The organism is Cyanobium sp. NIES-981 (assembly GCF_900088535.1).
Classification (GTDB): domain Bacteria; phylum Cyanobacteriota; class Cyanobacteriia; order PCC-6307; family Cyanobiaceae; genus NIES-981.
In genome coordinates this window covers 1358574-1377890 of the sequence record NZ_LT578417.1, presented here as the reverse complement: position 1 = coordinate 1377890, position 19317 = coordinate 1358574, and the positions used below count along the sequence as shown (strand labels likewise).

Annotated in this window: 18 protein-coding genes and 1 tRNA gene; 7 read left to right on the top strand and 12 right to left on the bottom strand. The window is 66.1% G+C overall.

What is annotated here, in order from left to right:
* Positions 1–5: 5 nt before the first annotated feature.
* The 3 genes from CBM981_RS06995 to CBM981_RS06990 all read right to left on the bottom strand — a co-directional run bounded on the left by CBM981_RS06995 (position 6) and on the right by CBM981_RS06990 (position 2672).
* Complete coding sequence (locus CBM981_RS06995) at positions 6–1829, bottom strand: DUF2194 domain-containing protein (RefSeq protein WP_087067831.1); 1824 nt, start codon at positions 1827–1829, stop codon at positions 6–8.
* Between the two features lie 351 nt (positions 1830–2180).
* Entirely contained in the window at positions 2181–2309 is a 129-nt protein-coding gene (locus tag CBM981_RS16030; RefSeq protein WP_255376847.1) for a hypothetical protein, read from the bottom strand.
* Between the two features lie 289 nt (positions 2310–2598).
* Positions 2599–2672 (bottom strand) — tRNA-Arg (locus CBM981_RS06990).
* A gap of 75 nt (positions 2673–2747) precedes the next feature.
* Here CBM981_RS06990 and CBM981_RS16095 point away from each other — a divergent pair.
* The gene (locus tag CBM981_RS16095; RefSeq protein WP_304441611.1) at positions 2748–3644 is read left to right on the top strand and encodes a hypothetical protein; all 897 of its coding nucleotides are present in this window, start codon (positions 2748–2750) and stop codon (positions 3642–3644) included.
* Here CBM981_RS16095 and CBM981_RS06980 read toward each other — a convergent pair.
* Together CBM981_RS06980 and rsmI are read right to left on the bottom strand one after the other, a co-directional pair.
* Positions 3641–3874, bottom strand: coding sequence for a hypothetical protein (locus tag CBM981_RS06980; RefSeq protein WP_087067829.1), 234 nt, complete (start codon positions 3872–3874; stop codon positions 3641–3643). The genes CBM981_RS16095 and CBM981_RS06980 overlap by 4 nt on opposite strands.
* A 38-nt stretch (positions 3875–3912) precedes the next feature.
* Entirely contained in the window at positions 3913–4776 is an 864-nt protein-coding gene (gene rsmI, locus CBM981_RS06975) for a 16S rRNA (cytidine(1402)-2'-O)-methyltransferase (protein WP_087069258.1), read from the bottom strand.
* A 78-nt stretch (positions 4777–4854) separates the two neighbouring features.
* Here rsmI and CBM981_RS06970 point away from each other — a divergent pair, with 78 nt between their 5' ends.
* Together CBM981_RS06970 and CBM981_RS06965 are read left to right on the top strand one after the other, a co-directional pair.
* Positions 4855–5781 (top strand): 3'(2'),5'-bisphosphate nucleotidase CysQ, encoded by a 927-nt coding sequence (locus tag CBM981_RS06970; protein WP_087069257.1) that lies wholly within the window; start codon positions 4855–4857, stop codon positions 5779–5781.
* A 100-nt stretch (positions 5782–5881) separates the two neighbouring features.
* Complete coding sequence (locus CBM981_RS06965) at positions 5882–7324, top strand: O-antigen ligase (protein WP_087067828.1); 1443 nt, start codon at positions 5882–5884, stop codon at positions 7322–7324.
* Between the two features lie 6 nt (positions 7325–7330).
* On the opposite strand, the gene CBM981_RS06960 is transcribed toward CBM981_RS06965, so the two are convergent.
* From CBM981_RS06960 to rseP, 4 genes are all read right to left on the bottom strand, one after another.
* On the bottom strand, positions 7331–9457 hold the full coding sequence (locus CBM981_RS06960) for a polyribonucleotide nucleotidyltransferase (RefSeq protein ID WP_087067827.1): 2127 nt from the start codon (positions 9455–9457) through the stop codon (positions 7331–7333).
* A gap of 157 nt (positions 9458–9614) precedes the next feature.
* Entirely contained in the window at positions 9615–9917 is a 303-nt protein-coding gene (rpsN, locus tag CBM981_RS06955) for a 30S ribosomal protein S14 (RefSeq protein WP_087067826.1), read from the bottom strand.
* A 36-nt stretch (positions 9918–9953) separates the two neighbouring features.
* Positions 9954–10637, bottom strand: coding sequence for an endonuclease III (nth, locus tag CBM981_RS06950; RefSeq protein ID WP_087067825.1), 684 nt, complete (start codon positions 10635–10637; stop codon positions 9954–9956).
* 28 nt (positions 10638–10665) lie between these two features.
* Positions 10666–11754, bottom strand: coding sequence for an RIP metalloprotease RseP (gene rseP / locus CBM981_RS06945; RefSeq protein ID WP_087067824.1), 1089 nt, complete (start codon positions 11752–11754; stop codon positions 10666–10668).
* Positions 11755–11904: 150 nt separating this feature from the next.
* On the opposite strand from rseP, the gene CBM981_RS06940 reads away from it, so the two are divergent.
* The gene (locus CBM981_RS06940) at positions 11905–12978 is read left to right on the top strand and encodes an ABC transporter substrate-binding protein (protein WP_157665365.1); all 1074 of its coding nucleotides are present in this window, start codon (positions 11905–11907) and stop codon (positions 12976–12978) included.
* Here CBM981_RS06940 and serS read toward each other — a convergent pair.
* Positions 12942–14228, bottom strand: a complete 1287-nt coding sequence (gene serS, locus CBM981_RS06935; RefSeq protein ID WP_087067822.1) for a serine--tRNA ligase — start codon at positions 14226–14228, stop codon at positions 12942–12944. The two genes, CBM981_RS06940 and serS, sit on opposite strands and share 37 nt — an antisense overlap.
* 260 nt (positions 14229–14488) lie before the next feature.
* Here serS and CBM981_RS15265 point away from each other — a divergent pair, with 260 nt between their 5' ends.
* The 3 genes from CBM981_RS15265 to CBM981_RS16185 all read left to right on the top strand — a co-directional run bounded on the left by CBM981_RS15265 (position 14489) and on the right by CBM981_RS16185 (position 18186).
* Positions 14489–16369, top strand: a complete 1881-nt coding sequence (locus CBM981_RS15265) for a hypothetical protein (protein ID WP_172820842.1) — start codon at positions 14489–14491, stop codon at positions 16367–16369.
* Positions 16370–16372: 3 nt separating this feature from the next.
* On the top strand, positions 16373–16948 hold the full coding sequence (locus CBM981_RS06930) for a type II secretion system protein (protein WP_087067821.1): 576 nt from the start codon (positions 16373–16375) through the stop codon (positions 16946–16948).
* A 563-nt stretch (positions 16949–17511) separates the two neighbouring features.
* A complete protein-coding gene (locus CBM981_RS16185; RefSeq protein ID WP_087067820.1) occupies positions 17512–18186 on the top strand; it encodes a type II secretion system protein in 675 nt (224 codons plus the stop codon).
* Between the two features lie 40 nt (positions 18187–18226).
* Here the strand turns inward: CBM981_RS16185 and CBM981_RS06920 are convergent, their stop codons facing one another.
* On the bottom strand, positions 18227–18505 hold the full coding sequence (locus CBM981_RS06920) for a NifU family protein (protein ID WP_087067819.1): 279 nt from the start codon (positions 18503–18505) through the stop codon (positions 18227–18229).
* 55 nt (positions 18506–18560) lie between these two features.
* Complete coding sequence (locus CBM981_RS06915) at positions 18561–19190, bottom strand: hypothetical protein (protein WP_087067818.1); 630 nt, start codon at positions 19188–19190, stop codon at positions 18561–18563.
* Between the last annotated feature and the right edge of the window lie 127 nt (positions 19191–19317).

The following is a 19317-nucleotide window of genomic DNA, read 5'->3' as shown; positions in this document are numbered from 1 at the left end:
AGTGACTACAGCTTGTAAGAGAGTGTAGCAGTATCAGCACACATCTGTATCACGATAATCTCGAAGTCTTCAAGGACGTCATGATGTACAATCTCTAACCGTTTGGCGGTTATCTCCCTAGTTTTTTCGCTCTCCTGCAGACGTAGGAGAAGGTAGGTGCCGACGGGTGCGCTGATTTCAATTCTTCCCGGAAGGTGGCTTACCTTTGGCTTTGATGTCAGGTAGTTTTGAACGGCATGCAGGCCATCTGCTGTGGTGCGATACCTCAGCCAAGGATAGTTGTTTTTCATGAACTGGAGCCATTGGCGGTACGCGCCTAAAAGAGTGCAGGCATTTCCTGTTTTCCAGGCAAGGTGCTTTGGATTTCTTCTCCATTCGAGTTCTGTATCATTGTCAGGTGTGTCAATGATGTCGTCTGGATGGATGAAGTGAGTCCAACCACCCATCATGGCTACCTGGCACACAGTCATCAGCTGCTGAAGGGGGGTCAGGACATAGCCACTCGTGACCCGTGGAAGACTGAAGAGCTGAGAGTCCCAAGGTTCGGGACCAAATTCCCGTGCTTCTCCAAGGTTCGGATCACCCTCGAAGCAGCTGCATATCCCCTTGATGGACGGCACAGCCTCTGATACCGCCCGGATGCCAGCAGGGTCAATATTGTTCATGGGTGGTGCATAGCTACGGGGGAGAGGGCCCAGGTTATGTTTTTCCCACTTCTTCAACGTTCTGCGAAGGGCTCTCACCATAGTTTTCTTCGACCTCCAGTTGGTAAGCGTGAGAGGGATGTGGTTGTAGCCATGAAGAGCCAGCTCATGCTGCTTGCCGATCGCGCGACAGCATCGAACAGCAAACGGAAGCTTGCTGCCCTTTCTGTAACTGCTTGGGGCATGAAACTCAAGAAAGTCAAAGGGGGGACTTACGGTTGCGTTGTAGGCAAAGGGCATGAAGAAGGTGAGATGGATGCCGAATTCTTCGCTGATGGTCAGGATGTCTGGCAGCCAGATGTTCTCCAGGAAGGGAAGAAATGTTGTATTGAATTCATTTTGTAGGGGCTTCCTGTCGAGATCGCTGAAGGCCGCCGGAAAGTCATCCACATGAATCATGGCGGCATTGGCGATCGGCATCACGCCTAACTTTTGTGCTGCCAGGAGTGATTGCACGAGGAGGCCGCGGCAGAGCCGATGGGTGATGACCTCCGTATTCCAGACCACCACTCTTCCCTCTCCGTATCGACCCTTCCAGGCGAGTGGCCGACGCGATGGAACGGCCTCGGCCAGTACTGTGAATTGATCCGGGGGGTAGAGATCGCACTCAACGATCCTGCTTGCCAACTCGCGCGTCGAAACTGTCGTGCCCTTGAGCCCGGGGAAGAGGTCATGGCAGAAATGGATGGCCTCATGCTGCGAGCTGGAAGCAGCATGATCTGCGGTCGGCCCGCGGATCCCGATCACCTCGTCCAGCTCTGCTGTGGAGGGTGGCGCCAGAACGACCAGGCCACCGCCGCTGCGGATGTGGGCAACCAGGGGTGCGAGCTCTGGTTGCCCACGGCTTCCCAAGACGCCCGTGGTGAGAACAATGCACTGGTACTGCCCCAGCTCATGCAGCGGTTCCTCGGTCGCCAGGTCAAGGACCGTCAAGCGGTGCCCGCAGTAGTGGGCTGACTGCTGGAGCTCCGCTGACAGCAGATTGGACCGCGGGTCTTCACGGTGCGTCAGCACCAGGACCTCCGGGGTTCTGGCCTGCCCACGGCTGGGCTGCTCCAATCGCTTGAGGCTGTGCCACGTGCGCGTCAGCACCCTGTGTGTGTGTTCACGAAGACTGACGGCCATAGGTTCAGGATCCGGAACGTGCCTGAGCGTACGTATCTACGTATCTTCGTACGTTGATGTTAAGCCAGACCACCCTATGCCGGATCGAAATGTTGGTCAATTCGCATCCATGCTTCTCTTTCCCCATGCCGGCCTGACACTTTCCCAAGCCGGCCTGACACCTTCATTCACCGGGTGAAGGAAGAGGAGGCCTGCGGCAGGCTCGCAGTGACCCCGCCAGCTGCGCTGACCTACGGCGATCGCATGGGCATGCACGTCCACCGGGTGCTCCCCATGGTCGAGGCCGAGGCGTGCTGGTGCCCCAACGCACTCTCCCTGATGTCATCCATTCATCACCAGGGCACGCCGGGATCACGGACTCCCCGGCTGGGTCCAACGCCGCTTCAACATCAGCACGCCCAGGGACCCGTAGTGCACGTGCAGCAGCTGCGGAGCATTGGTCGCACCAGCCGCAGGAACGCTCTGCACCGCGATGGCCATCAGTCTCAGAGGCCGCGATGGTGCGTTCTCGTGACGTGGATCTCGAGCAGTGCTCCAGAGTGAAGGACAGCCCCCAGCCGCACGGTTGGGGCAGGGAACTCCACCGCCAATCGAGTCCGGTCGATACCGGGCCGATCAGCCACAGGTGCGAGGCAGCCGCTGAGGGCAGTGGTTCACCCCTGGTCCACTCCAGCCTGGGCATCCAGCACGGCGGCATCCAGCGCCATGCGGTGAGGAGGATGGCGGAGAGATCGCTGAAAACCCTTGCTGGAGATGGGTTTTCTGCAAGCGCCCCCTGTTGGATTCGAACCAACGACCGGCTGCTTAGAAGGCAGCTGCTCTATCCAGCTGAGCTAAGGGAGCAGTCCGGCCCGGCGGGCCGGCTCGGGGCATTGTGGCAGTCCCCTGGAGGGTGGCGCCTACACTGGCCTGCTCTGGATGCGACGGACGATGGTGGCGAGCCGGCTTTCCGACGGCCAGAAGGGTGAGGTGGTGGCGCGCTACCGGGCTGGGGACTCCAGCACGGAACTGGCGAAGGTGTTCGGCTGCAGCGCCAACACGATCACCCGGGTGGTGAAGGCGGCCCTCGACCCCCAGGAGTACGAGGGCCTCAAGCTGCGGCGCGGCAAACCTGCGCGTGCCGGCACCCCTGCCCCCACCGACGGCACCGCGATGGACAGGGAGGCCGCTGCCGCCACCTCACCGGCACCCGAGGCCGCCGTAGAGGAGGCCACGGCGGCCGCCCCTGAGGATTCCAAAGAATCGGCCACAGCGGCGGCCGGGGACGAGGCCCCAGAGGCGGCCGATGAGGCCTCCGAGACCTTCGACGACGAGGAGGCCGATGCTCCCCACCACCGCCGGGTGCTGGCGATCGACGACGCCGACGACTTCGGCGACGACGACGAGAGCGACGACGAGAGCGACGACGGCGATGAGGCCGACGGGGACGACCCGGACCGCGACGATGCCGCCACGTTCATGGCGGTGCCCGTGCTTGCCCTGGAGCAGCAGCCGCAGCCGGTGACCTGCCGGCCCCTGGCCGAGGCGGCCCTGCCCGAGAGCGCCTACCTCCTGGTGGACAAGCAGGTGGAGCTGGAGGCCCGGCCCCTGCGGGAGTTCACCGAGCTCGGCCCGCTGCCGGACGAGGAGGCCGAGCGGCAGGCCTTCATGGTGTTCGTGAATCCCCGCCAGGCCAAGCGCCACTGCGGGCGGAACCAGCGGGTGATCAAGCTGCCCGACACCGGCCTGCTGCAGCGCACCGCGCCGTTCCTGCTGGCCCAGGGCATCAGCCGGGTGGTGATCGAAGGCAGCCTGTTCGCCCTGCCGGGCTCCTAGGACTCCGGCCGGCGCACCGGCAGCAGCAGGGCCGCCGAGCAGCCGCCGCTGATCACCCCGGCCACCAGGGCCACCCCCACCAGAAAGCCCGCCGGCAGGGGGGCGGTGCTGCCCCGGCCCAGCCACAGCCGGGGGCGCTGGTCCAGGTTCTGGGCCCCGAGGCAGAGCAGCAGCAGCAGCAGGCTGGCCCCCGCCAGGCTGCTGAGCACCAGACGCAGACGCAGCAGCATCGAGGCGGGGGCGGCATGGCAGGAGTCTGCCTGGTCGCTCAGGGGCGATGCAGCAGGGCGTAGAGATCCCGGCGGCTGTGGCCGCTGCTCTCGGAGAGGCTGCGGGCCGCATCCCGGCCGCTGAGGCCGCCGGCCATCAACGCCTGCAGCTGTCCGCGCAGGGCCTCGTCATCCCAGGCGGCAGGGGCGGCCGGTGGGGCGCCCCCCAGCACCAGGGTGCATTCCCCCTGGGGCGCCGTGCGGCGGAAGTGCTCCAGGGCGGCACGCACGCTGGGGCCCACCTGCTCCTCGTGGCGCTTGGTGAGCTCGCGCGCCACCCGCAGCGGCCGGTCGCCGAGCACGGCCAGCAGGTCTTCGAGCAGATCCAGCAGCCGGTGCGGGGCCTCGAACAGCACCAGGGTGCGCTCCTCGCCGGCGAGCTCCTGCAGCCTGCGGCGCCGCTGCGGCGCCTTGGCCGGCAGGAACCCCTCGAAGCAGAAGCGGCCGCAGGGCAGGCCGCTGCTCACCAGCGCCGTGGTCACGGCGCTGGGCCCCGGCACGCAGATCACCGGCAGGCCTTCGCCGCGGGCGGCGGCCACCAGGGCCTCGCCGGGGTCGGAGATGCCGGGCAGGCCGGCATCGCTGATCACCGCCACCGCCTCCCCATCCCGCAGGGCCTGCAGCAGTTCGGGGATGCGGGAGATCTGGTTGTGCTGGTGGAACGACACCAGCCGCGGCCCCTGCTCGCGGCTGCGCAGGCCGAGCTGGTGCAGCAGCAGGCCGCTGCGGCGGGTGTCCTCGCAGGCCACGCGCTGCACGCCGGCCAGCACCTGGCGGGCCCGGGGCGAAAGGTCGCCGAGGTGGCCGATCGGTGTGCCCACCAGATAGAGCACCCCGGGGGCCGGTTCGGGCTGCTGGCTCAGGGGCTGCTGCAAGACCTGCTGCTGGACGATCTGCTCCTGCACAGTTTGCTGCTGCACAATGCGGTCTGCAGCTTCAGCATGATGCCGGCCAGCCTCACTCTGCCTTCGGGGATCGCGCTCGACACGCTGCTGGCCGAGCTGCGGCGCCTGAGCTGGGGTGCTGCCGACATCCTGCGGGCCTACGCCCGGGGCGAGCAGCCCCCCTACGGCTTCCCCGCCGCCCTGAGCGTGGACGCCGGCGGCGAGGGACCGGTGAGCGCGGCGGATCTGGCCGTGAACCGCTGGCTGCTCGATGGCCTGGAGGCGGCCTTCCCGGCGGCCGACTGGACCCTGCTCAGTGAGGAGACGGCGCGGGAGCAGCTGGTGGAGGGCCAGCCGCTGGCGGCGGAGTGGCTGTGGATCCTCGATCCCCTCGATGGCACCAAGGACTTCCTGCAGGGCACCGGCGAGTACGCGGTGCATCTGGCCCTGGTGCGCGGCGGAACGCCGGTGCTGGGGGTGGTGCTGCTCCCGGAGATGGAGGAGCTCTGGATCGGCGTGGTGGGGGATGACGGCGGTGAGGCCTGGTGCGAGAACCGCGGCGGCGAGCGCAGCCCGGCCCGCTTCTCCAGCCGCTCCCGCCTCGGTGAGCTGGTGCTGGTGGCCAGCCGCAACCACCGCGACCAGCGGCTGGAGCAGCTGCTGGAGGCCCTGCAGCTGGGCGACACCAAGGCGATCGGCAGCGTGGGCGGCAAGGTGGCCACGATCCTGCGCGGCGAAACCGACCTCTACGTGTCGCTCTCCGGCCGCAGCGCCCCGAAGGACTGGGACATGGCCGCCCCCGAGGCGGTGCTGCGGGCCGCCGGCGGTGCCTTCAGCCATGCCGACGGCGCCCCCCTCACCTACAACAGCGGCGACGTGCGCCAGGCGGGCTGCCTGATCGCCAGCCATGGCCTGGCCCATGGCGAACTGTGTGAGCGGGCGGCGGCGGCGATGGCCCGCATCGACCCCGGCTTTGCCGTGTAGGTGTGCCGTGTAGCGGTGCCGTCTCGGTCCCCTGGCTAAGGCCGGGGCCTCTGGTCTTTCCCGTGACCACCGCTACCGTCCGGCCAGTTGGGGCACCGGGGTGATTCCTGCGGCGGAGCGGCGCAATCCACTGCGCTGGTATCTGGCGGCTCTGCTGCTGGCCATCCTGCTGACCCTCAGCGAGGGCTACCCGCTGCTGAAGTTCCAGTCCCAGCGACTGGCCGAGCTGCTGCCCGCGCTCGGGCTGCTGCTCTGGTGCTTCCGCCGCCAGCCGCGCAGTTTCTTCGAGGCGCCCGCGATCAGCGGCTGGTATGGCCTTGGCCTGCTCGGCCTGGCGGCCGTGGCCCTGGTGGGCGGCGCGGTGGGCCCGGTGCCCTGGATCTCGCTCGGTTTTCTGGGGCTGGCCCTGCTCCAGTTCGGGCTGCTGCCGCTGCTGCAGCCGGCCTGGCGCCAGCACCGGGCCGATACGGCCCGGCTGCTCGCCCTCTTCGCCGTGGTGCTGGTGGGCATGGATGTGGGGCTCAGCCTGGTGGCGCGGCTGTACGGGCTGCCCGTGCACACCTGGGTGAACCGCCTGACACCGGAGGGCGGCGTGTTCAGCCTGCCCTACCTGCACCTCAATGCCCGCTGGGCCAACCAGATGGCGGTGCTGCTGCTGTGGACGTTCCTGCCCCTGCTCCAGCAGCTGCAGAGCGGCACCATCCGCCGCTGGCGTGGGTTCTGGTGGCCGATCTGCGGGGCGGTGCCGCTGGTGTGCCTGCTGCAGATCGGCCTGAGCCAGGGGGATGGCGCCGCGCTGGCCAGCGTCCTGGGCACCGTGATGGTGGGATGGCAGGCCTGGCGCAGCGGCGGGGAGCGGCGCCGGCTGTACGGCACGGGGCTGCTGCTGCTGCTGGGCGCGGCCCTGGGGGCCACCGTGCTCACCCTGGCCCTCAGTGGTGGCAGCTTCTTCTCCGAAGCATTGCAACGCAACAGCGCCGAGCTGCTGGAAGGGGGCAGTGAGCCGTCGATGCGGCTGTCCAACTGGCTGGTGTACGGCCGGGCCCTGCTGGCCTCGCCGCTCTGGGGCGTGGGGATCCAGGCGGTGCCGGCCGGCGCCGGCCTCTGCGGGCCCCACAACCTGCCGCTGGCCCTGCTCTACTGGCTGGGGATCCTGGGCACGGGCTGTGCCCTGCTGCTGGCCACCGGGTTCGTGCCGAAGCGCTGGAGCGGCTTCCGCCACAACGCCATGGCGGCACCGCTGCTGGTGGCCCTGTTCGCCTACCAGCTGGTGGATGACATCTGGCTGCGGCCGCTGGCGTTGGCGCTGCTGCTGGTGCTGCTGCCCTCGCTGCTGCCCGATGGGGCCCTGGACGGCTGGCCCGTGCCGTCCAGGCTGTCGCCTGTGCTGGCCCGCTTCGCGCTGCCGCCGGCGCGCTACCGGCTGATCGCCCTGATCGGCGTGCTGCTGATCCTGGTGTCGGCGGTGGTGCCGGGAGGGGTGGGTTTCCAGCCGTCGCCGGCTGTGGCCACCCCCGGCAGCACCTGCCTGCTGTTCTTCTGAGCCGATTCAGACCGGCACGGGGGAATCGGCCTGGGGCACGCCGCGCAGGGTGAGGTTGATGCGGCCGCGGTTGTCGATCTCCCGCACCCGCACCGTCACCTGATCGCCCACGTTCACCACGTCCTCCACCTTCTCCACTCGGGCTTCCGAGAGCTGGGAGATGTGGATCATCCCCTCCTTGCCGGGGAGGATCTCCACGAAGGCGCCGATCGGGATCACGCGGGTGACGCCACCGGTGAACACCTCGCCCTCGGACACCCGCCGGGTGAGGCCCTCGATGATGCGCTGGGCCTCCTCGGCCGCGGCACCGTCGTGGCTGGCGATCGTCACGATGCCGCCGTCCTCGATGTCAATCTTGGTGTTGGTGCGCTCGGTGATGCCCTTGATCGTGCGGCCGCCGGGACCGATCACGGTGCCGATCAGCTCAGGATCGATGCGGAAGCTGAGCAGGCGCGGCGCGTGGGGGCTGAGGGTGTCGCGGGGCTTGTCGATCGCCTCGAGCATCTTCTCGAGAATGTGCAGCCGGGCGGGGCGGGCCTGGTTCACGGCCTCGGCCACGGTGCCCACCGCCAGACCCGTGATCTTCATGTCCATCTGCAGGGCGGTGATGCCCTTCTCGGTGCCGGCCACCTTGAAGTCCATGTCGCCGAGGAAGTCCTCGATGCCCTGGATGTCGGTGAGGATGCGCACCTCCTCGCCCTCCTTGATCAGGCCCATGGCGGCGCCGCTCACCGGCGCCTTGAGGGGCACGCCGGCATCCATCAGGGCCAGGGTGCTGCCGCACACCGAGCCCATCGAGGTGGAGCCGTTGGAGCTGAGGCACTCCGACACCACCCGCAGCACGTAGGGGAAGGATTCCTTGGTGGGCAGCACGGGAATGAGGGCCCGCTCGGCCAGGGCGCCGTGGCCGATCTCGCGGCGGCCGGGGGAGCGCATCGGCTTGGTCTCGCCGGTGGAGTAGGGCGGGAAGTTGTAGTGGTGCAGGTAGGTCTTCTCGGTGGACGGGTTGAGGTCGTCCATCTCCTGGGCATCGCTCGGGGTGCCGAGGGTGGCGCAGGAGAGCACCTGGGTGAGCCCGCGCTGGAACAGGGCGGAGCCATGCACCCGCTTGGGCAGCACGCCGGCGGCGGCCTGGATCGGGCGCACCTCATCGAGGCTGCGGCCATCCACCCGCTTGCCCTCGCCCACGATCTGGGCGCGCATCAGCTTCTTGGTGAGGCCCTTGTAGCTGTTGCCGAAAGCCTTGCCGGCGGCCGCGGCGCGCACCGGGTCGTCGTCGGCGAGGGCGGCGATCTTCTCGCCCACCTCGGCCTTGATGGCATCGAGCTTCGCATCGCGCTCGGCCTTGGTGAGGCTGAACTGCTGCAGCACCTCACCGATCGCGGCGCTGCATTCCTTCTCCAGGAAGGCGGGCAGGGTGGGGTCGTCGCTGCGCTCGTCGGGGAACACCTGTTCGATGCCCAGATCCTTGAGCAGGTTCTGCTGGGCCTTGATCAGCTCGCCCACGGCTTCGTAGCCGAAGTCGATGCCCTCGATCACATCCTGTTCGGGCAGCTGGTTGGCGCCCGCTTCCACCATGATCACGCCCTGGGGGGTGCCGGCCACCACCAGGTCGAGGTCGGAGCGCTCGATCTCGCGGTAGCTGGGGTTGAGCACGAAGTCGTCGCCCAGCAGGCCCACCCGCACGGCGGCCATGGGGCCGTGGAAGGGGATCCTGGCCAGCAGGGTGGCCATCGAGGCGCCGGTCACGGCGAGCACATCGGGCGGCACCCGCTCATCGAGCGAGAGGCAGGTGGCCACGATCTGCAGGTCGTCGCGCATCCAGGCCGGGAAGAGCGGCCGCATCGGGCGGTCGATCAGGCGGGCGATCAGGGTGGCGCGCTCGGGGGGGCGGCTTTCGCGCCGCATGAAGCTGCCGGGGATGCGGCCGGCGGCGTAGAGCCGCTCCTCGTAGTCGCAGATGAGGGGGAGGAAGTCGATGCCTTCGCGGCCGCCGGAGCGGGTGGCGGTGACCAGCACCGCGGTGTCACCGCACTCCACCATCACCGAGCCCCCCGCCTGGGGAGCGAACCGACCTGTGGTCAGCCGGATCTCCCGACCATCGAAGGAGATCGACTGAGTTTGTCCTTGCACTGGGCCTTATCTCTCTTTGTCAAGGGGCATTCTCGCATTTTGCCCCCGGCGGCCGGCGGAACCCCTGCATTTTTCTAAGCCTCGGCGGCCCAGGTGCCAGCTACAACAAAGGGCGCCCGCAGGCGCCCTCGGAAGGCTCAGGCGGGCGAGCCCGCGATCACCAGGACGACTTGACCACGCCGGGCAGCTCACCCTTGTGGGCCCGCTCGCGCAGCTGGTTGCGGCAGAGGCCGAAATCGCGGTACACACCGCGGGGCTTGCCGGTGGCCCAGCAGCGGTTGCGCACCCGGGTGGGGGCGCTGTTGCGGGGCAGCGACTGGATCTTGCGGTGGATCTCCAGCCGCTCCATCGGATCGGCGGTGGCCTCGAAGGCGGCCTTGAGGGCAGCGCGCTTGGCGGCGAAGCGGTCCACCATCTTCTTGCGCTTCACATCGCGCGCAATCATCGACTTCTTCGCCATGCGGGCTGGAGTGCGGTCGGTAACGGATTTCTGAGCCTACCCTGCGGCCCGCCCCGCCACCTTCTCCCTCGCGGCTGGAGCTGGCGCGCTGGGGCAGAGGTCGGCGAGGCCGCAGGCGGCGCAGAGGGGCTTGCGGGCGGCGCACACGGCACGGCCGTGGAAGATCAGCCGGATCGAGAGGGTCTGCCACTGCTCCCGGGGCACCAGCTTCATCAGGTCAGGTTCGATGCGGCGCGGCTCGCCGTGGCGGCTGAGCCGCAGGCGCTGGGCCAGGCGGCTCACGTGGGTGTCCACCGTGACGCCGGCATTGATGCCGAAGCACCAGGCCAGCACCACCGAGGCGGTCTTGCGGGCCACGCCGGGCAGCTGCAGCAGCTCCTCCATGGTCTGGGGCACCTCACCGCCGTGGCGCTCCAGCAGCAGCCGGGAGGCGGCCACGATGTTCCTGGCCTTGTTGCGGAAGAAGCCGGCCGACCTCACATAGGGCTCCACCTCGGCCGGCTCCACGGCGGCGGCCGCGGCGGCATCGGGGAAGCGCTCGAACAGGGCCGGCGTGATCCGGTTCACCCGCTCGTCGGTGCACTGGGCCGAGAGCATGGTGGCGATCAGCAGCTCGTAGGGCGTGCGCCAGTCGAGCGAGCAGGTGGCCTCGGGGTAGAGGGTCCCGAGCCGTTCGAGGATCACCGGCGCCCGCTGGCGGGCCGTGGGCAGGCGGGGCATGGGCTGGGGGCAGGGCGGCGCGCCGGGATCAGTGGCCCAGCAGCTGCTGCACGGCCGGCAGCTGGGAGGTGTCCTTCACGATCAGCACCAGGCTGAGGCCCACCAGGAACACGAAGCCCGACTGCATGAAGGCCATCTGGAAGCGCTGGGGCAACGGCTTGCCCCGCAGGCCCTCGAGCAGCAGCAGCACGAACTGGCCGCCATCGAGCAGGGGCAGGGGCAGGGCGTTGAGCACCGCCAGGTTGATCGAGATCAGGGCCGTGAACAGGAAGAGGCTGCCGCCGCCCTGCTGGGCCAGGGAGGCGCCCATCTCCACGATCTTCACCGGGCCGCTCACCTGGGAGGCGGTTTCACCGAAGTGGGTGAGCAGGGTGAAGAAGCCGCCGGCGGTGCGGCGCAGCAGCAGCGACGTGTCGCGGTTGGCCTGGCGGATGGCCTCCAGGGGGCTGCGGGCCGGACGGAAGATCTCGGTGCCGTTGGGCTGCAGCTGGGCTCCGATCCGCCCGATCCCGGCGAGGTCGTCGGGGGTGAGCCGCAGCTGCAGGCGCTGCTGGCCGCGCTCGGCGATCAGGGGGAGGGTGCGCTCGGGGGAGCCCTTGATCTGCTCCACCAGGGCGGCCACCGCCTGCTGGCCGCCGCCGATCTCCTCGCCGGCCAGGCCCACGATGCGGTCGCCCGGCTGCAGACCGGCGGCGGCGGCGGGCAGGCCGGGCTGCACGCCCGACACCAGCACCCCCGGGGTGGCGCTGAAGCCCGCCGGGATGCCCACCACCAGGCCCTGGCCCACCAGCACCAGCCAGGCCAGCAGCAGGTTGGCCAGCACGCCGGCGGCGATCACCAGGGCGCGCTGGTGCAGGGGGCGGTTGGAGAGCAGGTCGGGGTCGTCCTTGGCGATCGGGCTGTCCTCGTCGTCGTCGGGGAAGGCGACGAAGCCGCCCAGGGGGATGGCCCGCAGGGCGAACTGCACGCCACGGCGCTGGCGCTCGAGCAGCACCGGCCCGAAGCCGATCGAGAAGCTGCTCACCCGGATGCCCTGCCAGGTGGCGGCGAAGAAATGGCCGGCTTCGTGCACCACGATCAGGCCCGCCAGGATCGCCAGTGCCGCAAGAACGCCCATTCAGCCCGCATCGATGGAGTGTGGTGTCCATTGTGGGCGCTACCGGCCTGCACCGTTGGAGTCGTGCTGCTGGGCACCATCGGCGCCAGGGGATCGACCTAGCGTGAGCAGATCGGCGTTGTCCTCTGCCACCCCACGGCCGTGCCACCCGTGCCGCCCCGCCCCGCTGATCAAGCTCCACTCCGGGGTGGCCGGGGGAGTGGTCGGGTGCGGGTGTGGCTGCTGTGCTCGGCGGTTGCGGCTCTGGCCTCCGCCGGTGTGGTGAAGGCGTGGCGGGGGGATGGGGCCCTGACCCTGCCGATCGGCCCTGTCCCCGTCGACCGCTACTTCGCCCTGGCCGAGCGCGACGGCCTTCCCGGCGCCCACGACCTGAGGCTGCAGCTGGATCCGCAGCCCGGCACGCAGGAGGTGGTGGCTGCCTACCTGCGGGAGGAGCACTGGCTGGTGCCGATCAGCACCGCCGATGCCCTGACCATCTGCTCCCTGCAGGCCAGGCGCTGCCCCACGCTGATCCTGGTGCTGAGCGAATCGGCCGGGGCCGATCAGCTGATGGCGCGGCCCTGGATTCATTCCGTCCAAGACCTGCGGGGCAAACGCGTGGCCGTGGGCCGCTCTGCCGTGGGGCGTGATCTGCTGATGGGTGCCCTGGAGCGGGAGGGCATCGACCCTGCCCAGGTGCGCCTGGTGACCATGCCGATGGCCGCGATGCCGGCCAGCCTGCGCCGGGGGGAGGTGGACGCCGCCGTGCTCGCGCCGCCGTACAGCAACGCGGTGCAGCGGCTGGGCCTGGCCCGCTCGCTGGAGGACAGCCGCAGCAGCCCTGGGGAGGTGCTGAAGGTGCTGGCCGTGGATCCTGCCCGCCTGCAGCAGGCCCGGCCGCAGCTGGTGCGTCTGCTGCGGGTGTGGCAGGCGGCCCATGCTGCCGCCGCCGCCGAGCCGCGCCAGGCCCGCACCTGGATGGGGAAAGCCATCGGCCTCAACGCCACCGGCTTCCAGCGGGCCGAGGCGGGCCTGCTGTACCACCCGCTGGTGCAACAGCCGCCGATGCTGAAGCCCGAGGGGCTGCTGGCCTGGAACCTGCAGCTGGTGGCGTCGCGGTATCACTCCCGGGGCTGGGTGGAGGAGGGCGTGCCGAGGCCGGCCGTGGATGCCTCGCTGGTGCAGGAGGCGCTGCAGACGCCGGGGGCTCAGCCCTCGCTCACCAGTTCGGCGGCACCGAAGTAGGGCACCAGGGCCGCGGGCAGCGTCACCGTGCCGTTGGCCTGCTGGCCGTTCTCGAGCAGGGCGGCCATGGTGCGGCCCACCGCCAGGCCGCTGCCGTTGAGGGTGTGCACCAGCTGGGTGGTTCTGGCGTCGGCGTCCTTGAAGCGGATGGCGGCGCGGCGGGCCTGGAAGTCGTTGCACACCGAGCAGCTGGAGATCTCGCGGTAGGCGCCGGCGCCCGGCAGCCACACCTCCAGATCAAAGGTGCGGGCGGCGGAGAAGCCCAGATCAGCCGTGCAGAGCTCGATGCGGCGGTAGGGGAGTTCGAGGGCCTCGAGGATGGCTTCGGCGTCGGCGGTGATCTGCTGGTGGGCCTCGGCGGAGTGGTCGGGGTGGCAGAACCAGTAGAGCTCCACCTTGTTGAACTGGTGCAGGCGGATCAGGCCGCGGGTGTCGCGGCCGTAGGAGCCGGCCTCGCGGCGGAAACAGGGGGTGTAGGCGCAGTACTTGAGGGGCAGCTGCTCGGCGGGGATCACCTCGTCGCGGTGCAGGGAGGTGAGCGGCACCTCGGCGGTGGGGGTGAGCCAGAGGTCGTCGCCGGAGCAGCGGAAGCTCTCCTCGGCGAACTTGGGCAGCTGGCCGGAGGCGGTGAGGCTGGCGCTGTTCACCAGGATCGGCGGCATCACCTCGGTGTAGCCGCGGCGGTGGTGCCGATCGAGCATGAAGCTGATCAGGGCCCGCTCGAGGCGGGCGCCCTGGCCGAGCAGGGTCACGAAGCGGCTCTGGGCGATGCGCACCGAGCGCTCGGTGTCGAACAGGCCCAGCCGCTCGGCGATCTGCCAGTGCTCCTGCAGGCCGCTCTCCTGGCGCGGCGTGCCCCAGCGCTTCACCTCCACGTTGTCGGCCTCGCTGCGGCCGTCGGGCACCACGGCGGCGGGCAGGTTCGGCAGGGCGAGCAGGGCATCGTGCAGCTGCTGCTGCAGGCCCTTCTCCCGCTCCTCGAGGGCCGCCACCTCCTGCTTGATGGCGTTGCCGCGCTCCCTGAGGGCCTTTACCTCGGGGCCGCCCGGGGCGGCGCCGGCCTTGATCTGCTGACCCACCTCCTTGCCGATGCGGTTGCCCTCGGCCTGCAGGCTGCTTCGCGTCTCCTGCAGGTCGCGCTGCTGCAGGGCGACCTGCTGCAGGCTGGCCAGGTCCGGATTCAGGCCGCGGCGGGCCAGCGGGGCGGCGATCAGCTCGGGGTTGTCGCGCAGCAGACGCTGGTCGAGCACGGAGGGGGGGCGGGTGAGGGGGAGCCTAAAAGCCGGTGGTCTCGGGCCCAATCAGGACGGATGAGAGGGCCAGGGCTCGATGCATAAGACATGTGATCGATGAGACCAAAGGCTTTCCCATCGTCATCGGCCTTAGTAGCATGGACTACTGAGCGAGAGTCTAGATAGAGAACGTCGTGGCTACCACTTCGCACAGCAGCCGATTCTCTGTTACACAACAACGCCGCGCGCCCGGTGTGCCTGCGCCGATCGTGCTGCTGTTGCGCTGCAACACTGAGCAGGCTCGACAGGGGCGTGATGGTGGGTATGTGCTTCAGCTGGCGCTCATCACCTTCCTGGCCCTGGTGATTGGAGCTGTGGCCTTCGCTTCCCGCACGAGCTCCGGATTATTTGGAGCCTTCTCTCAGGGAGTGAACCGTGAAGCGAGGGATACGGCCGAGAGTGCAATCGCTGAGTTTGCGAACACTATGAATAGGGAGCGAAACCGTCATATCCTGATTGCAGGCAACGCTACATCGGCGGCATGGGATTCTGCTACCAACCCATGTACGCAGTACGACTCTGCAGGTGTTCAGACTTCTACAACCTCGTTATCGGTTGTGACAGCTGACCGTGACCGGTTCCTGCCGGGAGGAACGGCAAAAAATTTGGTGGCTGGCAATACAGATCGCCGCTTTGTAGTGGAATCCATTGAATATCTTGATCAGAATCGCAACACCTTTGCAACTGCAATCGCCAGCAATCCCAACTTTCTCTCAGACATTCGCAATGGCGGCAACCGCACACTCATTCGAATCACGGTACGTGGTGAGTCCACCCGTAACGGTCGCACCAGCACGGCCCGTGTGGCGCGTGAATTCGAAGTGGTGCCCAAGTGCTGTAAACGGTCGTTCGGAAGCAATGGAGCCGTGAACTGGGGCCGTGATAGGGAGGCGTGCACGATCACCCAGAACCCCGGTGGTGGTCGAGGCATTATCGGGTCGCTGAACGGTACCCCCAATGGATGGCCCAACAGCAGCCGAAACACCAAGGATATCAGGGATGAGAACGGAGATATCATTACTCAGGGCATCTGTTGGGCCGGGAACGGGACACCTTCAACGCCCAGTGATCTGACGGGAACCCCCAGCTCAGGATGTACGGGGGGAACCTTGACCATCGGTAATTCCGGAACGAGCACCAGCAATACGGGAATTTCCTTGGCCCCGCAGGAGTTCCGGCTAGTCTTGCCGACTTACAACAACCCTAACCCCGGCACGGTTGGATTTGCTGCACTTAATTTGGGAAACAATAACAACCGTTATGTTTATTTTGATACGGTAGATAATCGGGTTAATCTATGCCAACTTAGTGGCTCATCTGTATCCAACTGTCAGCGGCTCGATGGGCAGCTCCATACAGCTACAAGCCCAACCAATCCCGACCCTTGCTACGTTGTCAATGCAGCGAACCCAACGGCAAGCCCCCCAGTGCCCTATGCCCAGGTGAACTGCAGAATGCGGTCAATATCCCTGGGAAATAATACAACCATGTCTATCGATACAACTGCGGCAAAGATCAATCTATTTTTTGATGACAATACCTATACCGGCGTTTACATGGATCAAGGGAACGGCCAATATCAGCGCGTGGATTGTAGGCAGGCTTCAAGTCTAGGCTCAGCTCCAGCCACCAACTATTCAGGAGGGTCTAACCGTTGCACCCGTGAGCTCCCTTGGAGGCTGTTGCCGGGTGATACTCAGCTTGCTTTTACAAGCAAATGCACAGCCGGAGCTACAACCTGCCCTGCGTATGATGCTTCTGAGCTTCTTAATGTGTTCGCTACTGGTACAGGAAGTTTCAACTTAAATGGCACGACAGCCTCGATAGGTATGAACTTCTATGCGCCTAAAGCTAGTATTCGTGTGAATGGCGGCGGCAATAGAAGGGGATGCGATCCAGTTGATCCCCGCTATCCGAATGACCCATGTCCCAATATTATGGGAAGAATTTGGGCTGATGGCATTGATCTTGATGGTGCAATTACAGTAAAGACATTGGCTTCTCTTCCTTCATTCTGTACTACTGCCTCATGCCCGCCCGGCGGAATACCTTTCTTTGACTTCATGGCGCGTAGTTTTACACATTCTTCCGGTTTTTAGGGCATGCAGCACGATCTGGCACCGATAGCTCTACCCAGGAGGCTTGGATCCGCTCTTGGCTCGGATGCGGGCTTCACCTTGATAGAGGTGCTTGTCGGCACTGTTGTCATTGCTGTCACAGTTGCAGCCACCGCTGGCCTGTTCGGTACCGCAATCAATATCATTCGTCGGACGGGGCTCCTGGCATCTCAGGGTTCAGTGATTGACGCTGACATCTCCAGGATTGGTGAACTCTCCGTGAACTACAACGCCTGCACCACTCCAACAGGGTCGTTTGCGGCATGCCCTGGTCAAGCAGTAGGAACTTCCTACTACTACTTCCCGTCGACAAGCGCCAATGCGACAGCCTTTTTCTCTGCTTGCAATTCTACAACTGCTTCCTCGCACATTACCGCTAACTTTATTGCCGCCATCAATAATCTTCCCCAGCCAGGCTCAGGTGTGACACGCCAAACGGCCCAGCGTGAGGACGGTTCCAACTCGGGAAACCATGTTGTGGTTATCCGATGGCAAACAGCTACCCAAAACCCAATCAGAGTGTTGAAAACTCTACCTGTATTGTCTGCTTGGTGCAATTGAATGTCAAATCACATCCGTAACTCTAAGACCACGCCGCAGGAAGCCGAAGGGATCACAACCATTGAGCTGCTCATCGTGGTTGTGATCCTTGGCATTGCCGCTAGTGTTTCGATAGTGGGCATGAACTCGGTGCTTCGCCGAGAACGTATCAATTCTGTAGCCCTTGAAGTTGCCGGTTGGCTGGAAGAGGTACGCAACCTAGCCGCAAGGCGTGTAGATTCCTCCACCGGTACAGGCGGATGTGCGATCACCCTGTCCCCCGGGAGCAGTATGACCAGTGGAGCGGTGCTGGCCTCGGTAGAGACAGCCTGCAGCCCCAGGGATGCTCAGCAGCTTCGCGTTCCTGGCAACTTGTCTGGGAGCACCGTGTCAATGGCAAGCACCAATGGCAACTCAATCATCTTTACCCCTCGTGGTTTGTGGATTGCAAGTCCGGCAGTTTCGGGAGCATTGGAGATCAAATTGCTCTTAGATGGCGGCGGACCCCTGCGCTGTGTTCGCCTCTCAGAAACCCTGGGTTCAGTGGACATAGGCCGGGCTAATGCAACGACAGTGTCAGCATCATGTTCAGATTACGTCGCCTTATGAAGCCATCAGGTCAAAGCATGCCCTTTCGAGCTGCTGATTCACAGAGAAGCGCAGGTTTCACGCTCCCCGAGCTTCTAGTTGGCTTGGTCATTACTGCGGTACTGTTCAGTGTTGTGGGATATCTCTTGCTCAACCACATGTTGAGTGTGCGCCGAATTGAGAGAGGGCAGCGGTTTCGAGAAGATGCCAATCGTTTTAACTATCTATTAGCAATTGAAACAGGGGAGTCTTCTGCAATTCAATACAACACCTCATTGGATGCAGCATGTTCCGACGGGGGTACATCCTTGGTGTCATTAACGGTGCCAAGGCCCACGGGGGTCTACGCGGATGCAACCAATGTTTCAAGGATTTTTTATTATAACTTAAATGGGGACATCAAACGATGTGGTCCACCTTCCAATCGGAATGGGGTGTTAGATCACGGGGCCACTAGTGTGACAGGAGTTGTGGCGCGGCGAACAACTCTTGATGTGATTGCATCTGGTGGAAACTGCGGCAGAGTCAGCGATAATCGGACAGTTGTTTACAACCTCAATTTCGCCGACTCCGGCGGAGGGGCTTATTCCCAGTGCCAGATAGCTCGCGCCAAGACGGTCTTTGTCTGCAATCCCCCTGCCAGTTCGGGTGGCGGCATAGGGGATTGCTGACAACCGGCATCAAACAATGCAAGCCATAAGCCGGTGTGGTTCACAGCACCTGCACCACCTCGCTCACTTCGGGAATCGCCTCGCGCAGCTTGCGCTCGATGCCCATCTTCAGGGTCATGGTGCTGCTGGGGCAGGAGCCGCAGGCGCCCTGCAGGCGCACCTTCACGATCGGGCCATCGATCTCCACCACCTCCACGTTGCCGCCGTCGGCCATCAGGTAAGGGCGCAGTTCATCGAGGGTGCGCTCCACGTTCTCGATCGTGAGGGCGCGGGGATCCAGATCGGTGCTGGCTTCGCTGGTGGCTGCTTCGGTGCTCATCGATCGATCCGCGGGTGTTCTGCCGCCATCATAGAAATGGCCGCCGGGGCTGGGGTCAGCCCTCGAGGCTGTACAGCCGGAAGAAGCTGGGGTCGGGATCCTGCTTGCCGAGGCTGCGCCAGCGGATCACCAGCTCGTTGAGCGCCTGGCGGTGCTTGCGGTAGCGGCTGGCGAGCCACACCAGATACACCACGCCCGGCAGCACCCCCAGCAGCAGCAGCGCCGCCGCGATCAGCAGGTGCCGCCACCAGGGGCCGATGCAGGGGAACCGGCGCCCCTGGCTGATCGCCCACACCAGGGCACGGTCTTCGTCGCTGCGCAACCGCAGGCGCTGGCGCGGATCCATCGGGGCCGCCAGGCCGAGGTTGGCGCTGCTGTCAAACCGGGACACGGCCAGCCGGGCCTGGCGGTGGCGAAAACGCAGCATCCGCCGCACCTCCGGCAGCGGGAGCCGCGCGATCAGCGTGCCCTCCTCCGTCTTGAGCGCGAAGCTGGTGCGGCTCAGCACCGACTGTTCGAGCGAGGCGGTGGTGCCCTCGTCGAGCAGGCCCTGCTGGCGGGCGATGTCCTGGGCGGCGGCGAACAGCAGCTGCCTGCCCTGCTCGCGATCGATGCGCCGCCGCTCCGTCCTCCGGGCCGGCGGCCCGTTGCTTCGGGGAGACCGGTGCAGGGGGGGGGACGTCACCAGCCTCGGCTCCCGCAGTCAACCGGCACGCGCCTCCAACCTACAGGCACTCCCCAGCCGCTGCCTAGGATTGGTGCTCCCCAGCCCCGTGCTGCCGCCACCCAGCCCATCCGGAGCGGCCGAACCC

Bases quoted from the DNA above. Each gene is read 5' to 3' on its own strand.
- CBM981_RS06970 (WP_087069257.1), top strand. From the start codon at position 4,855: ATGATGCCGGCCAGCCTCACTCTGCCTTCGGGGATCGCGCTCGACACG.
- CBM981_RS16185 (WP_087067820.1), top strand. From the start codon at position 17,512: ATGTTCAGATTACGTCGCCTTATGAAGCCATCAGGTCAAAGCATGCCC.
- CBM981_RS16095 (WP_304441611.1), top strand. From the start codon at position 2,748: ATGCGACGGACGATGGTGGCGAGCCGGCTTTCCGACGGCCAGAAGGGT.
- CBM981_RS06920 (WP_087067819.1), bottom strand. From the start codon at position 18,505: ATGAGCACCGAAGCAGCCACCAGCGAAGCCAGCACCGATCTGGATCCC.
- CBM981_RS16030 (WP_255376847.1), bottom strand. From the start codon at position 2,309: ATGGCCATCGCGGTGCAGAGCGTTCCTGCGGCTGGTGCGACCAATGCT.
- rpsN (WP_087067826.1), bottom strand. From the start codon at position 9,917: ATGGCGAAGAAGTCGATGATTGCGCGCGATGTGAAGCGCAAGAAGATG.
- CBM981_RS06995 (WP_087067831.1), bottom strand. From the start codon at position 1,829: ATGGCCGTCAGTCTTCGTGAACACACACACAGGGTGCTGACGCGCACG.
- rseP (WP_087067824.1), bottom strand. From the start codon at position 11,754: ATGGGCGTTCTTGCGGCACTGGCGATCCTGGCGGGCCTGATCGTGGTG.
- CBM981_RS06930 (WP_087067821.1), top strand. From the start codon at position 16,373: ATGCAGCACGATCTGGCACCGATAGCTCTACCCAGGAGGCTTGGATCC.
- nth (WP_087067825.1), bottom strand. From the start codon at position 10,637: ATGCCCCGCCTGCCCACGGCCCGCCAGCGGGCGCCGGTGATCCTCGAA.
- CBM981_RS06980 (WP_087067829.1), bottom strand. From the start codon at position 3,874: ATGCTGCTGCGTCTGCGTCTGGTGCTCAGCAGCCTGGCGGGGGCCAGC.